This window comes from Thermoanaerobaculia bacterium, from assembly GCA_035260525.1.
Lineage (GTDB): Bacteria > Acidobacteriota > Thermoanaerobaculia > UBA5066 > DATFVB01 > DATFVB01.
Genome location: DATFVB010000008.1, coordinates 1 through 17,620 on the forward strand (window position 1 = coordinate 1; position 17,620 = coordinate 17,620).

15 protein-coding genes are annotated in these 17,620 nt (G+C 72.6%); 14 read left to right on the forward strand and 1 reads right to left on the reverse strand.

Annotated elements, in window-relative coordinates:
- The 14 genes from VKH46_00245 to VKH46_00310 form a co-directional block, all read left to right on the forward strand.
- On the forward strand, nt 1–835 hold an 835-nt coding region (locus VKH46_00245; protein ID HKB69244.1), incomplete at its 5' end, for a polysaccharide deacetylase family protein.
- Nucleotides 832–2,061, forward strand: a complete 1,230-nt coding sequence (locus VKH46_00250) for a glycosyltransferase (protein HKB69245.1) — start codon at nt 832–834, stop codon at nt 2,059–2,061. The genes VKH46_00245 and VKH46_00250, both read left to right, overlap by 4 nt.
- Nucleotides 2,061–3,185 (forward strand): glycosyltransferase, encoded by a 1,125-nt coding sequence (locus tag VKH46_00255; protein HKB69246.1) that lies wholly within the window; start codon nt 2,061–2,063, stop codon nt 3,183–3,185. Before VKH46_00250 ends, VKH46_00255 begins: the two co-directional genes overlap by 1 nt.
- Entirely contained in the window at nt 3,182–4,078 is an 897-nt protein-coding gene (locus VKH46_00260; GenBank protein HKB69247.1) for a polysaccharide deacetylase family protein, read from the forward strand. The genes VKH46_00255 and VKH46_00260 overlap by 4 nt, the downstream gene beginning before the upstream one ends.
- Nucleotides 4,071–5,459, forward strand: a complete 1,389-nt coding sequence (locus VKH46_00265) for an O-antigen ligase family protein (GenBank protein HKB69248.1) — start codon at nt 4,071–4,073, stop codon at nt 5,457–5,459. The genes VKH46_00260 and VKH46_00265 overlap by 8 nt, the downstream gene beginning before the upstream one ends.
- Nucleotides 5,456–6,595, forward strand: coding sequence for a glycosyltransferase family 4 protein (locus VKH46_00270; protein ID HKB69249.1), 1,140 nt, complete (start codon nt 5,456–5,458; stop codon nt 6,593–6,595). The genes VKH46_00265 and VKH46_00270 overlap by 4 nt, the downstream gene beginning before the upstream one ends.
- Nucleotides 6,592–8,010 carry an AMP-binding protein gene (locus VKH46_00275; protein ID HKB69250.1) on the forward strand — a complete coding sequence of 473 codons (1,419 nt, stop codon included), beginning with the start codon at nt 6,592–6,594 and terminating at the stop codon, nt 8,008–8,010. The genes VKH46_00270 and VKH46_00275 overlap by 4 nt, the downstream gene beginning before the upstream one ends.
- The gene (locus VKH46_00280; GenBank protein ID HKB69251.1) at nt 8,007–9,128 is read left to right on the forward strand and encodes a glycosyltransferase family 2 protein; all 1,122 of its coding nucleotides are present in this window, start codon (nt 8,007–8,009) and stop codon (nt 9,126–9,128) included. The genes VKH46_00275 and VKH46_00280 overlap by 4 nt, the downstream gene beginning before the upstream one ends.
- On the forward strand, nt 9,041–10,300 hold the full coding sequence (locus VKH46_00285) for a DegT/DnrJ/EryC1/StrS family aminotransferase (protein HKB69252.1): 1,260 nt from the start codon (nt 9,041–9,043) through the stop codon (nt 10,298–10,300). The genes VKH46_00280 and VKH46_00285 overlap by 88 nt, the downstream gene beginning before the upstream one ends.
- Nucleotides 10,297–10,989: a sugar transferase gene (locus VKH46_00290; GenBank protein ID HKB69253.1), complete on the forward strand. Its 693-nt coding sequence runs from the start codon at nt 10,297–10,299 to the stop codon at nt 10,987–10,989. The genes VKH46_00285 and VKH46_00290 overlap by 4 nt, the downstream gene beginning before the upstream one ends.
- The gene (locus VKH46_00295) at nt 10,986–12,974 is read left to right on the forward strand and encodes a nucleoside-diphosphate sugar epimerase/dehydratase (protein HKB69254.1); all 1,989 of its coding nucleotides are present in this window, start codon (nt 10,986–10,988) and stop codon (nt 12,972–12,974) included. Before VKH46_00290 ends, VKH46_00295 begins: the two co-directional genes overlap by 4 nt.
- A gap of 2 nt (nt 12,975–12,976) precedes the next feature.
- Complete coding sequence (locus VKH46_00300; GenBank protein HKB69255.1) at nt 12,977–14,272, forward strand: hypothetical protein; 1,296 nt, start codon at nt 12,977–12,979, stop codon at nt 14,270–14,272.
- Nucleotides 14,269–15,123, forward strand: coding sequence for a polysaccharide biosynthesis/export family protein (locus VKH46_00305; protein HKB69256.1), 855 nt, complete (start codon nt 14,269–14,271; stop codon nt 15,121–15,123). The genes VKH46_00300 and VKH46_00305 overlap by 4 nt, the downstream gene beginning before the upstream one ends.
- Entirely contained in the window at nt 15,123–17,387 is a 2,265-nt protein-coding gene (locus VKH46_00310; protein ID HKB69257.1) for a polysaccharide biosynthesis tyrosine autokinase, read from the forward strand. Before VKH46_00305 ends, VKH46_00310 begins: the two co-directional genes overlap by 1 nt.
- Here VKH46_00310 and VKH46_00315 read toward each other — a convergent pair.
- Nucleotides 17,388–17,620: haloacid dehalogenase (locus VKH46_00315; GenBank protein ID HKB69258.1), on the reverse strand; the 233-nt coding region annotated here is incomplete at its 5' end.

A 17,620-nucleotide genomic window follows, 5' to 3' on the forward strand; every position in this document is an offset into this window, starting at 1 on the left:
GCTTCCCGGGGGCCCCAAGAGCTGGGGCGTGCTCGAGTTCGCCAACACGGAGCGTCTCCTCGAGCTTCACGCCGAGCATGGCGTCCCGGCGTGCTTCGCCGTCGTCGGGTCGGCGGCGCTTCCCGGCGAGCGCCCGTACCACGATCCGGCGCAGATCCGGCGCGTCCATGCCGCCGGCCACGAGATCGGAAGCCATTCCCATCGCCACGAGTGGCTCCCCCGGCTCGACGCGGCCGCCCTCCGGGAAACGCTGACCTCGAGCAAGGACGCCCTCGAGCAGTGCATCGGCGCTCCCGTGACGACGTTCGTGCCTCCGTGGAACCAGCCGTTCGACTATCCGCGCGGATTCTCCTTCTCGCTCTCCGAGCGCCGCGAAGGGGGATCGCACCGGACGGGCCTCGCGCGGCTGTGCGAAACGCTCGCGGAGACGGGATACCGCTTCTGCCGGGTCGCGTACCGCCCGATGCACCAGCGCGTGGCGGAGATCGTCGCGCGGCGGCGGCTCGACCAGGCGGGCCGGATCGAGACGATCCGGGGCGTGTCCTGCGTCCGCCTGAACACGCCCGGCGGATTCGCGCGTCACACCGTCGAGGTTCTCCGGCGTTCTACCCGGCGCGGCGGGGTGACGGTCGTCTACGGGCATCCGCACTCGCTCACGCTCGGCAATTCGCAGGACGAGCGCCACCTGGCCCCTTTCCTGCAATTGGTTTCCGCGATGTGCAAATCCGGGGAGCTGCGCGTGGTCCTGCCGCGCGACCGCGTGCCGGCGGAATTGGCGGGAGGCGGCCTCGGCCGTGCCGCCCGCGAGGCGGCGCGCGCCGTGGAGAGCGCGTGAGCGCCGCCGCGCGGGATCTCGGCGGATCACCGGAGAGCCGTGCGCGCCGGCGGACCCGCGTCTGCGCGGTGTCGTTCAAGGAGTGCTGGCAGGACGCGGACGGCCGCTGGTATTCCAACGGCGGGTTTCCGCTCCAGATGGCCGCGGTCGCGTCGCTCTTCGACCGCATGACGCTCCTGATCACGCGGCGCGACTCGCCGGGCCCCGGAGCCCTGCCGCTCCCCGACAACGCCGACGTCGTCGTGATGCGCCGTCCCGCGGGTCAGGATTTTCCGCGGAAGATGTTCGTCGCGGCCCATCTCTTCGGCTATATCCGGATCATCGCCCGGCACGCGCGCGCCGCCGACGCGGTGCACGTCCCGCCGCCCGGAGACCTGCCGCTGCTCGGCATGCTCGTCGCTCTCGCGATGCGCAAGCGCCTGATCGTCCGCTACTGCGGCTCGTGGTATCCGACTTCGCGCACGACGGCGACCAACCGCGTCACGCGCGGGCTGATGCGCGTCTTCGCCGGCGGGCGCAACGTGATGCTCGCCACCGGAGAGGCGGGCGTGGCCCCGGCGCGCGGCGTTCACTGGATCTTCGCGACGGGCCTCTCGCGCGAGGAGCTCCGCCGGCGCCGCCCCGACCTCGGCCGGGGCGTCCGCCGGCCGGCGCGCCTGGCCTACGTCGGGCGGCTCTCGCCCGAGAAGGGGCTCGATCTCCTCATCGAGGCCGTCGCGGCGCTCGAACGCGAGGGCTTCTCCCCGCTGCCGCGGATCACGCTGATCGGCGAAGGCCCGGAGCGCGAGCGGCTCGCCGCTCTCGTCCGCGAGCGGGGATACGAGGAGACGATCCGGTTCGCCGGACAGCTCGACCGGGAGGCGCTCGCCCTCGCGCTCGCCGACGTCGACTTCTGCGTCCACCCTTCGCTGACGGAGGGGTACAGCAAGGCGTGGCTCGACGCGTTCTCGCAGGGTCTTCCGGTGCTCGCGACGGTCGCGGGCGCGGCCAAAGCCGTGATCGGCGAGGGCGAGGATCGCGGCTGGCTCGTGCCCCCCGGCGACGTGCGCGCACTCGCCGACGCCCTGCGGCGCGTGTTGACCGCGGAGCGCGACTGGCCGGCGCTTCGCCGCCGCTGCCGCGATTTCGCGGAGGCGCGGTCGCTCGAGGCGTGGTCGTCGGAGATCGGCCGCCGCTGCGCGGAGCAGTGGAGCGTCCCGCTCGCCGGGGGAAGGCTCGTCCTCTGATGCCCGGATCTCCCCGGACGGTCGCGATCGTCGCGGGGCAGCTCGTCCTCGGAGGCGCGGAGCGGCAGCTGTATCTGTGGCTCTCGCACCTCGACCGCGACCGGTTCCGCCCGGTCGTCGTGACGCTCCACCCGGAATGCGGCGACTACTGGGAGCGGTCGATCGAGGCGCTCGGCGTTCCGCTCCTGCGGGTGCCCCGGCGGGTCAACCGGCTGGGGAGGCTCTGGTCGCTCGTCCGCGCCCTCCGGCCGCATCGCCCGCATCTCGTGCACGGCTGGCATCTCTTCGCGAGCCCGTACGCGGGCGCGGCGGGGAAGCTCCTCGGCGCGCACGCGAGCCTGGGATCTCTTCGCGGAAGCTTCGACGCGTATCGCCGCCAGCGAGCGGAGGCGATCCTGACCGAGCGCCTGGTCGACGGGATCCTCGTCAATTCGCGCTCGGCGGGAGAGCGCCTCGCGGCGAGCCGGGGCGGCCGGCGCCAGAAGATCTTCACCCTTCCCAACGCCGTCGAGGACCGCGTGCTCGAGCGCTCCCGGGCGCGCGCGCGATGGGAGGAGCGCTGGGGGATCCCGGGCGGGCGGTTCTGGATCGGCTCGGTCGGCCGCCTCGAGCCGGGGAAACGCTTCGACCAGATGCTCGATCTCGCCGCGCGGCTGGCGGGGCGGGGCGAGGACGTCCACGTCGTCGTCGTCGGCGACGGGGAGTGCCGCGTCCCGCTCGAGGAGACCGCCCGCCGCCTCGGCCTGGCCGGCCGCGCGACGTTCACCGGGGCCGAGCCGGACGTCCGGGAGACGCTCGGCGCGCTCGATCTCTTCTGCTTCCCCTCGGCCGACGAGGGACTGCCGAACGCGGTGATGGAGGCGGCCGCCGCGGGCGTGCCGATCCTCGCGTGGCGCACGCCGTTCGTCGAGGAGCTCCTCGGCGGCGACGGGGCGCTCCTTGCCGAGCGGGGAGACTTCGGACGGTGGGAGAGCGACGCGCGCGCCCTCCTCCGGGACGCCGGCCGGCGCCGGCGGGTCGGCGAAGCGGCGCGCCGCCGGGTGCTCGAACGCTTCAGCGTCGGGAGGTTCGTCGCGGGGCTCACGGCCGCCTACGACGAGCTCCTCGGAGCGGCAGCGCCGTGATCCTGCTCTATCACGGCATCGTGGCCGACGAAGCGCCGCCGGAGAGGTCGTGCGCCGCGCAGGCGCTCCCGGCGGCGGCCTTCGTCCGGCATCTCGAATGGATCCGCCGCCGCCGCCGGATCGTCCCGATGGCGGAGTATCTCGAGTCGCGGCGCCGCCGGCGGATCGCCGCGCTGACGTTCGACGACGGGCTCGCGCGCACGTTCGAGAACGCGGAGCCGTACCTCCGCGCCGAGGGCATCCCCGCGACGTTCTTCGTGTCGACCGCGCACGTGGAGACCCGGGACCTCCTCTGGTTCCCGGCGCTCGACGCCCTTTGCTTCGAGGGGGAATACGCCTCGGTCGATGCGGGAGGGGATGTCCTTCCCCTCGGGACGCTCGAGGAGAAGCGCCGCGCGCGGCGGCGGCTCGGAACGCTCGCGCGGGAGAGCGGGGATCCCGCGGCGTTCTCCGCGGCGCTGCTGGCGCGGCATCCTCTCTCGGAGCGTGCCCTCGCGGAATACCGCGGCATGCCGCCCGAGGCGGTCCGCGGGGCCGCCGCGGGATCGCTCTTCGAGATCGGCTCGCACACGCGCACGCACCCGTACCTTCCGCTCCAGAGCCTTCCGGCGCAGCGCCGCGAGATCGCCGGAAGCCGGGCGGAGCTCGAGCGGATCAGCGGAACGCCCGTCCGCTACTTCGCGTACCCGGGCGGAGACTACGACCGGACCGCGCTCGCGCTCGTCGCCGAAGGGGGCTACGAGGCGGCGTTCGCGACGGTCTCCCGGCGGCTGGGAGACGAGCGTCTGGAGATCGAGCGCATCGGCATCTACTCGGCGCCGCTCTGGAAGGTCGCGCTGAAGGAGGCGGGGATCGTTCCGGTCGCCCGCCGCCTGGGAGTCCAGATTGGCTGAAGCCGTGCTTTCCCGGCCGGCGCCGGATCGCCGTTTCGCGCGCCGCGAAGCCGACGCCGCGTTCTGGACGCGGGCGATCGTCGTCGTCACGCTCCTCCTCTGGGCGGCCGGGCTCGTGATCGGGTTCGAGCGGGCGCTCGCGGCCGTGACGCTCGTCGGGTTCGCCGCGGCGATCGCGGGCCTCGCGCGCCCGGCGCTCGGTCTCATGGGAATCGGCGTGCTCTGCGCGGTCGACGGGTTCGCCCGCTCGATCCTCGCGGGCGGACGGATCTTCCGCTGGAACACGTTCAACTACTGGCTCCTCGTCGTCATGCTGCTGAACCTGCCCGGGCTCGTGAGGCTCCGCGACGTTCACTCGCGGCTCCTCGCGATCTTCATCCTCGTCCTCGGTCTCGGCGTCGTGATCAGCCCCCTCAAGAGCGAAGGGATCGAGACGACGCTGTCCGCCGCGACGTCCTTCGGGATCCTCGTCTACGCCCTTCGCGCCGGCCGGAGCCGGAACGCCTGGCTCGGCCTCGCCGCAACGACGGGAACGGCGGCGGCCGCGGCGAGCTTCGTGTTCCTCCTCCAGCGCGACCGCTTTCCGTCCGTCAACCCGAACGTGTGGGTGTTCTGCCCGCTCACGGGCATCTTCGCGATCGCGATCGGCTTCACCGCCGCGCGGCGCCCGCGGACGCAGCTCGCGCTCGGGGTGATCGCGACGATCGACATGGTCTGGGTGTTCCTGACGGGGAGCCGCGGCGGGATCGCCCTCGCCCTCCTCGCGATGGGCTATCTCCTCTTCGCGATGCGCGGGGGGGGCGCGCGGCTCGCCGCGATCGCGGCCGGCGTCCTCCTCGTGTCGCTGCTGACGGCGCGGTTCGCGGGGCTCGACGAGTACAGCCGCCGGCGCGTGGACAAGATCCTCGACGCGCAGGAGGGACTGCGGGAGCGGACGAGCGGACGCTCCGACCTCGTCCTCGGCGCGTGGTACATGTTCCGCGACCATCCTCTCGGCGTCGGGACGGGCGGGTTCGCGCCGAGCTGGTCGAAGCTGGGGATTCGCAAGGGGATGACCGACTACGCGTACGGCGCCGCGAAGGAGGCGCACGCCGCGTGGGCGAAAACGCTCGCGGAGAACGGGGCGATCGGTTTCGCGCTTCTCTTCGCGTACGTCGTCTCTTTCGCCGCGGCGGGCCTCCGGCGCCCGCCGGCGCGTTCGCTCGCCTTCCTGACGTCGGCGGTGCTCTTCGCGGCGTTCTTCTCGACGGAGTTCGCCGGAAAGGGGCTCTGGCTCCTCGCCGGGTCGGCCACGGCGTTGCTCGCCTACTTCCCCCGCGTCGCCGGGACGGCGGCCGCGCGCGCCGCGTCCGCGAGAGTGGCGGCCGGAGGTGCACGGTGAAGGCCGCGGCGGCGCGCGCCGAGGCTCCGATGTCGGTGCTCATGATCGGCAACTTCCTTTCCGCCTCCAGGTCCGTGCGGTTCGTCTGCGAGGACCTCGCGGAAGCGCTCGCGGCCGCGGGATGGAACGTCGTCGCCGCCTCCGCTCGTGCCGGACGCGCCGCGCGGCTGGCGGACATGCTCGCCACCGCTTGGTCTCGGCGGGCCGAGTACGCGGCGGCGCAGATCGACGTCTACAGCGGGCCGTCGTTCCTCTGGGCGGAATCGGCGGCGGCGCTCCTGCGGCGCATCGGGAAGCCGCACGCGCTCACGCTCCACGGCGGAAACCTTCCCGGGTTCGCGCGGCGCTGGCCGCGGCGCGTGCGCCGGCTGCTCGAAGGCGCCGACGCCGTCACGAGCCCGTCGCGGTACCTCGCGCGCGCTCTCGCTTCCTTGCGCGGCGACATCCGCGTGATTCCGAACCCGCTCGCGCTCGAGCGGTATCCGTTCCGCCTCCGCTCGGCTCCGCGGCCGCGGATCGTGTGGCTCCGGGCGTTCCACGGCATCTACCGGCCCGAGCTCGCGCCCGCGGTGCTCCGCGCGGTGCTCGCGCGCCACCCCGACGCGACGCTCACGATGGCCGGTCCCGACAAGGGAGACGGCTCGCTCGCGGCGACGCGCGCGGCCGCGGAGAGGGCCGGCGTCGCCGACCGGCTCACGATCCTCGGCGCGGTCGAAAAACGCGACGTCCCGCGGGTGCTCGCGGGCGGCGAGATCTTCTTGAACACGACCGACGTCGACAACACGCCCGTGTCGGTTCTCGAGGCGATGGCGTGCGGGCTCTGCGTCGTGACGACCGACGCGGGGGGGATCCCCGATCTCGCCTTTGACGGCGAGAACGCGCTCGTCGCGCCGCGCGGGGACTCGGAGGCCTTGGCCCGCGCGGTCTCGCGCGCGGTCGAGGACGCGCGTCTCTCGGCGCGAATCTCGCGGGGCGGCCGCGCAAAAGCCGAGGAGTCCGATTTCCCTCGCGTCCTCGACGCGTGGCGAATCCTCCTGGGCGAGCTCGCCGCACGCGCCGGCGAGGCGCGGGAGAACGCCGGCGAGGCGCGGGAGAACACCGGCGAGGCGGTCAAGGATGCCGTGAGGCCGGCATGAATACGCTCGCCGTCTATCAGCGGCTCCCCGCGCCCGCCCGGGACCTCGCCGCCTCGCTGCGCGGACTGTCGCTTCGCCGCTGGCGGTACGGCCCGGAAACGGAGCGGCTCGTCGACGAGACGCTCGATCGCGACGGATGGTCGGCGGCGGCGTGGCGACGCTGGCGGGAGGAGCGTCTCGCGCGGGTGCTCCACCGCGCGGCGACCCGCGTCCCGTTTTACCGCTCCCTCTGGGAGGAGCGGCGCGCGCACGGAGACCGCCGCTCCTGGGAACGCCTCGAGAACTGGCCTCTCCTGACGAAGGAGGCGCTCCGCCGGGCGCCGCGCGCGTTCCTCGCCGACGACGTCGATCCGCGCCGGATGTACCGCGAGCGCACGAGCGGGACGACCGGTCTCCCGCTCGACGTCTGGTGGTCGCGCGGGACGGTCCGAATGTGGTTCGCGATCTACGAGGCGCGGATCCGCCGGTGGAACGGGGTCGGGCGCGGCGATCGATGGGCGATCCTCGGCGGCCAGCCCGTCCTTCCCCCCGGGTCGCGGCGGCCGCCGTACGGGGTCGTGAACCGCCCCATGCGGCAGCTGTATCTCTCGGCCAATCACGTCTCTCCGGACACGGCGCCGGCTTTCGTCGAAGCGCTCCGCCGGTGGGAGCCGACGCATCTCATCGGGTACCCTTCGTCGCTCGCGTTCCTCGCGCGCGAGGCGGCGCGGCGCGCACGGGCGCGGCCGGAGAGCCTCCGGGTCGTGATCACGAACGCGGAGCCGCTCCTGCCGTGGCAGCGCGAGGCGATCGCGGAAGGGCTCTGTCCGGCCGTGCGCGAGACGTACGGCATGGCCGAAATCGCCGCCGCGGGGAGCGAATGCCCGGAGGGGGCGCTCCACGAGTGGCCCGAGGTCGGCTGGATCGAGACCCGTCGCGACGACGAGGACTGTTCCGCCGAGCCGGGGGAGACGGGGAGGCTCGTCAGCACGGGCCTGTTGAACTCCGACATGCCGCTGGTCCGGTACGCCGTCGGCGATCGAGGCCGGCTCGCCGCCGACGCCTCCTGCGCGTGCGGCCGCCTCCTTCCGGTCTTCTCGGCGATCGAGGGCCGCTCCAACGACCTCCTCGTCGCCCCCGACGGACGGCGCGTCTTCTGGGTCAACCCCGTCTTCTACGGGCTTCCGATCCGGGAGGCGCAGATCGTCCAGGAGACCCGCGACGGCGTGCGGGTGCGGCTGGTCGCGGGCGCCGGTTTCGGCGCGGCCGACCGGAGCGCGATCGAGGAGCGGCTGCGGATGCGGATGGGCCGCATCCGTGTGGCGTTCGAGGAGTGCGACGCGATTCCGCGGGGCGCCAATGGAAAGTTCCAGGCGGTCGTCTGCCGGGTGCCGCCGGAGGGGCCCGCCCCGGCGGCGGAGGCCGTGCGGGCATGAGCTCCGCGCCGTTCGTGACGGTCATCCTGCCGGTCCGGAACGAGTCCGGCTTCATCGCCCGGAGCCTCGGCGCCGTCCTGGCGCAGGACTACGACCCGCGGCGGATGGAGGTCATCGTCGCCGACGGAATGTCGTGCGACGACACGCGCAAGATCGTCGCGCGCTGCGCGGCCGCCGTCCCGGAGATCCCGGTTTCGATCGTCGACAACCCGGAGGGAATCGTCCCGACGGGGATGAACGGGGCGATCGCGGCCGCGCGCGGCGACGTGATCGTCCGCGTCGACGGGCACACGATCGTCGAGCCCGACTACGTTCGCCGCTGCGTCGAAGGGCTCCGGCGCTCGGGCGCGCAGAACGTCGGCGGGCGCATGACTGCCGTGGGCGAAGGGGCCTTCGCGCGCGCGGTCGCCGCGGCGACGAGCTCGCGCTTCGGCGTCGGCGGCGCGCGGTTCCATTACTCCGGCCGCGAGGAATGGGTGGATACCGTCTACATGGGGGCGTGGCCCCGCGCCGTCCTCGAGGATCTCGGCGGGTTCGATCCCGAGATGGTCCGCGACCAGGACGACGAGCTCAACTACCGGCTGCGCGCCCGGGGCGGGCGGATCCTCCTCTCGCCGCTCGTCCGGTCGCGGTACTTCAACCGGCCGACGATCCGGTCGCTCGCGCGGCAGTATTTCCAGTACGGGTTCTGGAAGGTCCGCGTGATGCAGAAGCACCCGCGCCAGATGCGCCCTCGCCAGTTCGCCCCTCCCGCGCTCGCCGCGGCGCTCGCGGGGACGGCCGCGGCTGCGCTCGCGTGGCGCCCGGCGGCGTGGGCGTTGGCGGCCGTCGGAGCGGCGTACGCCGCCGGGAATCTCGCCGCGTCGGCCGGCGCGGCGCGCCGTTGCCCGTCGAGCGCGCTCCTCCTTCCCGTCGCCTTCGCGACGCTGCATCTTTCCTACGGGTTCGGGTTCCTCGCGGGGTTGGCACGATTCTGGAACCGGTGGGATGTCCGCCGGATGTTCGGCGCTCGCCCCACGGAGGAGGTTCCATGGAGCTCACGGTTCCCTTCCACCGACCGCAGATCACGGACTCGGAAATCGCCGAAGTCGTCGCATCGCTCCGCTCCGGCTGGCTGACGACCGGACCGCAGGTCCGCCGGTTCGAATCGGAGTTCGCCGCCGCGGTGGGCGCCCGGCACGCCGTCGCGCTCAATTCCTGCACCGCCGCGCTGCACCTCGCCGTGGAGGCGGTCGGTTTGAAGCGCGGCGAGGCGGTGCTCGTCCCGACGATGACGTTCGCGGCCTCGGCCGAGGTCGTCCGCTATCGGGGGGCGATCCCGATCCTGGTCGACGTCGACCCCGTGACGCTTCATCTCGACCTCGGCGACGCCGAGCGGAAGATCGACCGGTTCCGGCGCGGCGCGCTGCCGCCGGCGGTCTCGCGAGCGACGCGCGTCGCCGGGATCATGCCGGTCCACGTCGGCGGCGTGATGATGGACATCGCGCGGGTGCGGCGATTCGCGCAGGCGCGCGGCCTCTGGGTCATCGAGGACGCGGCGCACGCGTTCCCGGCCGCCTGGCGCCCCGATCCGGAGGAGCCGTGGCAGCGCTGCGGCGAGGACACGGCGGACGTGACCTGCTTCTCCTTCTACGCGAACAAGACGATCACGACCGGGGAGGGCGGGATGGCGGTCACCCGCGACGAGTCGCTTTCCGACCGCATGCGGCTGATGTCGCTCCACGGCCTTTCGCACGACGCCTGGGGGCGCTACACCGGCAGCGGCGCATGGGACTACCGGATCCTCGCCCCCGGCTACAAGTACAACATGACCGATCTCGCGGCCGCGATCGGCGTCGCGCAGCTCCAGCGCGCCGAGGAGATGCGCCGCGCGCGCGAGGATCGCGCCCGGCGCTATCTCGACCTCCTGCGAGGAATCGACGAGATCGAGCTCCCCGCCGACGAGCCGGACCGCCTCCACGCGTGGCACCTCTTTCCGATCCGGCTCCGGACGGAAGCGCTCGCCGTTTCCCGCGACGAGTTCCTGGCCGAGCTCCGCCGGCAGGGCGTGGGCACGTCGGTGCACTGGAGACCGCTCCATCTGCACCCGTACTACGAGGAGACGTTCGGCTGGACGCGGTCCGACTTCCCGTCGGCGTCGCGCGTGTGGGAACGGCTCGTCAGCCTGCCTCTCTATCCGGACCTCGGCGACGAGGAGCAGGATCACGTGGTCGGGAGGATCGAGGCGCTCTGCCGGCGGCACGCGGCGAGCGCCGTTGCCGCCGTGGCGGGCGCCGGCGCGGGGACGTGAGACGGCGCGGCGCCGCGGCGGCCCGCCCGGGCATCCCGCGCGGCGTCGAGATTGCCGCCGCTCTCGCCGGGCTCGTCGCCGCCGCGCCGGTCATCGCGGCCGCGGCGGCGGCGATCGTGCTGACGACGGGAGAATTTCCGTTTTTCCGTCAACGGCGGATCGGGCGCCACGCCCGCCCGTTCACGCTCGTGAAGCTCCGCACGATGCGGAAGGGTACGCACGGCGCGCCCGTCACGGCGCGCGACGACGCGCGAGTGACCCGCGTGGGCGCGCTGCTGCGAAGGACGAAAGTCGACGAGCTGCCGGAGCTCTGGAACGTCCTCCGCGGCGACATGGCCTTCGTGGGGCCGCGCCCGGAGGTCCCGCGCTACGTCGACCCGGGGGACCCGCGGTGGGCCCGCGTGCTCGCGGCGCCGCCCGGGCTGACCGATCCGGTCACGCTGCGGCTTCGCAACGAGGAGGAGCTGCTCGCGGGCGTCGGCGGCGACCGCGAGGTGTTCTATCGCGCCCACCTCCAGCCCTGGAAACTGCGCGGATACGCGGCGTATCTCGACCGTCGCACGTGGAGGACGGACCTGCGGGTGCTGCTCGAAACCGCGCGGGCCGTGGTGCGTCCGGCGAAAGCGCCGCCCCCCTCGATCGACGACATTCTGGCAGACCGCTTGCAGACTCGCCCGGATGCACGATGAACACGCGACCGCACTTCTCCCGCGCATTTCTCCGGCAGGTGCAGTTCGCGCTCGACTTCGTCATCCTCGCCGCCGCGTTCGTTCTCGCCAATGCGCTGCGCTTCGATTTTTCGTGGCGGTCTCCCGACGCGGCGGCGAGCTGGACCCAGCTCCCGCTCGTCGTCCTCATTCAGTTCTTCGCCCTCGTCTTCGCGGGCGTGTACCGGTTCATCTGGCGATACGTCGGGATCCGGGAAGGTCGGGCGTTCCTGCGGGCGGCGCTGCAATCCGCGGCGGTGCTCGCCGCGATCCGCTACTTCGCCCCGGACCGGCTCGCGATCTTCCGCGTGCCTCTCTCGGTCATCATCGCCGCCACCGCCTTCGCGTTCGGCGGCGTGCTCGCGGTGCGCGTCTTCCGGCGCGTCGTCTACGAGCGGCATCGGCACGAAGAGGACCGGCGCGCGCAATCGCCGTGCGAGAAGCACGCGGTGCTGCTCGTCGGCGCGGGTCAGGCGGGCGTGCTCGCTGCGCGCGAGATCTTCGGACGCGGCGACATGGACCTCGAGGTCAAGGGCTTCGTCGACGACGACGTCCGCAAGCTCGGCGCCGAGATCCACGGGATCCGCGTCCTCGGGGCGACGCGCGACATTCCGAGGCTCGTCCAGGCGCACGGCGTCGACCAGGTCGTGATCACGATCGCGCGCATCCGCCGGAGCGAGATCCTGCGGCTCCTCGATCTGTGCCGGTCGATCCCGGTGAAGGTGCGCATCATTCCGGGACTGTACGAGGTGCTCCAGGGGAAGGTGAAGGTCACCCGCATCCGCGACGTCCAGATCGAAGATCTCCTCGGCCGCGACCGGGTGCAGCTCGACGAGGGACAGATCGGCGAATTCCTGCGCGGACGCGCCGTGATGGTCACCGGCGCGGGCGGCTCGATCGGCTCCGAGCTCGTGCGCCAGATCGCGCGCTATCGTCCGTCGTGCCTCCTGCTCGTCGAGCGGGCCGAGTTCGCGCTCTTTTCCGTCGAGCGCGAGGCCGCCCGGCTCTTCCCCGAGGTCCGGGTCGTGCCGCTGATCGCCGACGTCGGGGACGAACCGCGCCTGCGCGGAATCTTCTCGGAGTACCGCCCGCAGGTCGTCCTCCACGCCGCCGCTCACAAGCACGTGCCGATGATGGAAAGCAACCCGGCCGAGGCGATCAAGAACAACGTCGGCGGGACGCGCGTTCTCGGGGAGCTCGCGGGCGAGTTCGGGGTCGAGGCGTTCGTCCTGATCTCGACGGACAAGGCCGTGCGGCCGACCTCCGTGATGGGCGCCTCCAAACGGATGGCCGAGCTCGTCGTTCAGGATCTCGCGAAGCGCTTCCCGACCCGGTTCCTCGCCGTCCGGTTCGGAAACGTGATGGGCTCCGTCGGTTCGGTCGTCCCGATCTTCCGGGAGCAGATCCGTCGCGGCGGTCCGGTCACCGTGACCCACCCGGAGATGAAGCGCTACTTCATGACGATCCCGGAAGCGACCCAGCTCGTGCTCCAGGCGGGCGCGATGGGCCGGGGCGGCGAGATCTTCGTCCTCGACATGGGGAAGCCCGTCCGCATCCTCGACATCGCCGAGCAGATGATCGCGTTGACGGGGCTCACGCCCTACGAGGACATGGAGATCGTGTTCACGGGGCTGCGCCCCGGCGAGAAGCTCTTCGAGGAGCTCGAGATGACCGACGAGAAGATGGAGAAGACCCGCCATCCGCGGATCTTCATCGGGCGTCTGGCGTCGTGGCCGCACGAGACCGTCGTTCGGGCGGTCGGCGAGCTCGAGCGGTTCGCGCGCGACGGGCGCGGGGACGCGATCCGCGAGCGCCTTTCCGGGCTGCTTCCCGAATCGAAGCTCGCGCCGCACTCTCCCGAGGAGTCGGGTCCGGCGGAGCCTCTCCGCCGCAACGTTTCGCCATTCCCGGCGATCGCGCGCGGCGACGCGCCGGCCGCCCTCGTCGGACGGCAGTTCCCGGGGTGAAAATGTTCCGATTCATCGGTCGCAGCGCTCTGGCGATCGCGGCTTCGGCCGCCATGGCATTGGCGGCGTCCGCCGCGCCCGACGCGGCACCGGCGCCGGCCGCTCCGGTCGCGCCGGGCGCCGGGCCGGCCGAAGTCTCGGAGCCGCGCGCCGTTCCGAGCGTCCCGTCCGCGCCGGAAGCCGACGCGGCGGCTTTCTACGCGTCTCGAATGACGATCGGAGAACGGACGCTCGAAGCGGGCCGCGCCGCGGAAGCGGCGGACAACCTGCGCGTGGCGAGCTTCGGGCTCCTCGACGAGCCGGAACGGCTCTCCGAATGCCTCGTCTGGCTCGCCGTCGCGCAGCAGCGCGCGGGAAGGGCGGCGGACGCGGACGCGACGTTGAAGCGTTTCCAGGGCGTCCAGACCCTCTTTCCTTCGTACCCTCGCCTCGCGATCGCGCCGGCCGTGCGCTCCGAGTTCGAAGCGCTCGCGCGGAAACGCATGCCCGGAATGACGCTCGAGGGCCCCCGCGAAGCGCGCCGGGCTCCGACGCCGCGCCCGAGCGGCGCGTCGGCAGCGCCTCCCGCGGCAGCCGCGCCGCCGCCGCATCGGCCTCCGGCCGCGCCGGCGGAGCCCGCCGTGGCCGCGGCGCTCCGGCCCGCCCCGGTACCGGTCGTCCTGCAGAAGTCCGTGGCTCCGCCCCGTCCCCTCGCGGCGGTGTCGTCGGCTCCGCTTCACGCCGCCGCGGCGCCGGCCGTCGGCCCGGCGAAGTCGCCGAAGGCGGCCTCGTTCGATCGCGAGCTCCGCACGGGGAGAGCGCTGATCTTCGAGATCCGTCCCGATCAGGCGCGGCTTTTCGTCGACGGGCGATACGTGGGCGTGTCGGCCGACTGGGGAGGGAAAGCCGGCCGGCCGTTTCCGCTCCCGGCCGGAGAGCACGCGGTGCGCGCGGTCCTTCCCGGGTATCGGGAGCTGCGCCTGCGCGTCGTCGCCGACCCGTCGGCTCCTTCGGACGCGGTCGCGGCCCTCGAGCTTTCCCGGCGCGAGCGGCGGAGCTTCCGCCGGATCCCGCCCCCCGATTACGTGACCGGGGGCCGCGTCGCGTTCGGGCCGGAGCTCCGAGGCGCGGAGGTGGCGGTCGACGGAGAGCCGACGGGCGCCGCGGACCGGTTCACGGTCTCCGCCCCGATGCGCCTGGCGGGGCCCGCCGTGCACGACGTGGTGCTCTCGAAGGCCGGGCGTCCCGCGCGGACGATCCGGATCCTCGCGTCCCCGACGGCCGCCAACGACCTCGTCGTCGTGAAGGCCTCGCTGTGAGGGCCCCGGCACGCGCTCTCGCGGTGCGGCTCGCCGCGACGATCTCCCTCGCGGTGCTCCTGTCGCCGGCCCTTCTCCGAGGGACCGCCGGCGAGGAGTACCGCATCGGCCCGAAGGATTTGCTCGACGTGAAGGTCTTCGAGGTTCCGGAGCTCAACGTGGAGCGGCGCGTCTCCGACGCGGGGAACGTCGACCTGCCGCTGCTCGGCCAATTCCCGGTCGCCGGAATGACCGCCCCCGAGGCCGCGGCGCGCCTCGAGGAGATGCTCAAGGCGAAGTACGTCAACCGCGCGAGCGTGTCGATCGTGATCAAGGAATACCAGAACAAGCCCGTTTCCGTGCTCGGCGCGGTCGCGAAACCCGGCTCCCTCACGGTGTCCGGGAACTGGACGCTGCTTCAGGCGATCTCGGCGGCCGGAGGGTTGACGCCGCAGGCGGGCAAGCGCATCTACGTGCTGCGCCGCGCCGACAACTCCCTGTCGGACACGCTGGAGCTTTCGACCGACGACCTGCTCCAGAACGCGTCGACGCTCTGGAACATCCCGATCTTTCCCTCCGACGTGATCAACGTCCCCGCGAAATCGACCGTCAAGGTCTTCTGCCTCGGCGAGGTCAAGACGCCCGGCGCGCTCGAGTTCGACGGAAACGACCGGCTGACCCTCCTGGCGGTCATCGCGAAGGCCGGAGGGCTCACCGACCGCGCGTCGAAGACGATCCACATCCAGCGTCGCAACGCCGACGGGAAGACGGTCCAGCTCGTCGCCCACTATCGCCGCATCGTCTCGGGCCGCGAGCCGAATCCGCCGCTGCAGCCCGGCGACGTGGTCATCGTCAAGGAGTCCTTCCTCTGATGTTCGACGAAAACCCGTTCGACGCCGCCGAACCCGACGCGCCCGGGCGCGCCCACCTGGCCGACTACTGGTCGATGCTCGTCCGCCGTCGGGCGCTGCTCGCCGCCTGCGTCGTCGCCGCGCTCGCCGTTGCCGTCTTCGTCTCGCTGACGACCCGCCCCTCGTACCGCGCGAAGTCGGTGCTCGACATCGGCAACGAGCACACCGCGGGAATGGACCTCGGCCTCTCGGGGACGCCGCAGGCACCGGCCGAGCCGGACCCCGACTTCCAGGCCACGCAGATCCGCCTGATCAACGGCATGGAGGTCGCGCGGCGCGTCGTCGCGAAGCTCGACCTCGCCGCCCGCCCCGAGTTCGGCGGCGCGCGCCGCGGGCTCTTCGCGCGCAAGCCCTCTCCGCCGAAAACGGCCGCCGAGGCGCAGAAGCGGCTCGTCTGGCTCGCGCACAAGGTCCGGAGCGGCCTCGAGGTCTCGCCGGTCCACGGGACGGAGCTCGTCGAGGTCGCCTACGTGTCGAACTCGCCCCGGCTCGCCGCCGACGTCGCCAACGCCGCGGCCGACTCCTACATCGAATGGAAGGTCGACTCGATGTACGGTGCGATGAACCAGATCTCCACCTTCCTCGGCACCCAGATCGCGCAGTTGAAGCGGGAGATCGACGGGCAGGAGCAGCAGCTCCTCGCGTTCGGCAAGGCCAACGACATCGTGTCGGCGGACCCGCAGTCGAACTCGGGCCTCCAGAACTTCGAGGCGTTGAACCGCGACTACGAGGCGGCGGTCGCCGACCGCGTGGCCAAGGAGGCGCGGTACCGCGAGCTGATGTCCGCGAGCGCCTCGACCGCCGCGTCGGACCCGGCGCAGGCGGCGCTCGTCGCCCAGCTCCAGAACGACCAGGCGAAGCTCGAGCGCGAGTACGCGGAGAAGTTGAACCTCTTCAAGCCCGAGTGGCCGGCGATGATCGCTCTGAAGGCGCAGATCGAGAAGGGCCGCCAGCATCTCCAGTCCGTCGTCGGACAGGCCGCCGCGAAGACCCGCGACGTGGCCAAGAACGACTTCCTGACCGCGCAGCGGCGGGAAGCCAGCCTCGCGGCCGCCCTTCGGAACCAGAAGACCGCGACGATGGAGGGAAACAACAACGCGGTGCGCTACAACAGCCTGCGCGGGGAGATCGACACGAAACGCGCTCTCCTCGACACGCTGCTCCGCCGGCAGGCGGAGACGGAGGTCCTCGCGCGGCAGAAGGGCGCCCGCGAATCGAGCGTTCGCGTCGTCGACCGCGCGCAGCCGCCGGAGTCCCGCTTCCGCCCCTCCTACAAGTTGAACGCCCTCCTCGGGCTCCTCGCCGGCGGCGGCTTCGGGATCCTGCTCGTGTTCTTCATCGAGTACATGGACCGCACGTTCCGTTCCCCGGAGGAGGTGCACCGCTACCTCGGCCTGCCGACGCTCGGCACGATCCCCGAGGCGGGCGCCGCCGTGCGGAGCGAGGGGTATCTCCGCAGGATCACCGCGGGCGCGCGCGCCGGCGGCCAGGCGGCGCCGCCCGAGCTCCTGCCGTTCCACGACCCGCATTCGGCGATCGCCGAGGCGTACCGCCGGGTCCGGACCTCTCTCCTGCTGTCGCAGGCCGGGGGGGTGAGGTCGATGGTCGTGACTTCCGGTTTCGCCCGCGAGGGGAAGAGCTGCACGGCGGCGAACCTCGCGGTGATCCTCGCGCAGCTCGAAGCGCGCGTGCTGCTGATCGACGCCGACCTGCACCAGCCGCGCCTCCACGAGATCTTCCGGGCGTCCAGCCGGCAGGGCCTCGTGACCATGCTCGCGGAGAATCTCGACCCGGCCCGCTGCATCGTGAAGACCTCCGTGCCCGGCGTCTTCCTTTTGCCGGCCGGGCCGGCCACGCCCAACCCGTCCGGCCTCCTCTCGTCGGCGGCGATGGCGAAGTTCCTCGAGCAGGCCAAGAAGGAGTTCGACTACGTCGTGATCGACACGCCCCCCCTCTTCCCGCTCGCCGACGCCCTGGTGCTCGGCTACCAGACCGACGGTGTCGTGCTCTGCGTGCGGGCGGGGAAGACGCTCCGGCCGCAGGCGCTCCGCGCGAAGGAGGCGCTGACGCAGAACCGCAACCGGATTCTCGGCGTGATCCTGAATGCACTGCCGGCGACCTCCGGCGGGTACGACGAGGGTTACGGGCTCTACTACGGAGACGCGGACTCGCCGGGCCGCGCGCCGGCGGCCGCGGCGGCCGTGGCGAATGCGCGCCTGAGCTGATCAGCCGCAGACGAGGTCGGCGAGCGACGCGAGGTCGGGCACCTCGAAGTCGGGCCGCGCCGCTTCCGACGGCGGCTCCTTCCTCCGATTCACCCATGCGACCGGGATCCCCATGGCGAGGGCGGGCGCGACGTCGTGGAACCGGCTCTGGGCGGCATGCAGCCAGCGCGCGCCCGCGGCCCGGCGCCGTCCCTCCCGGAAGTGCGGCTCCGCCGGCTTGTAGGCGCGGACCT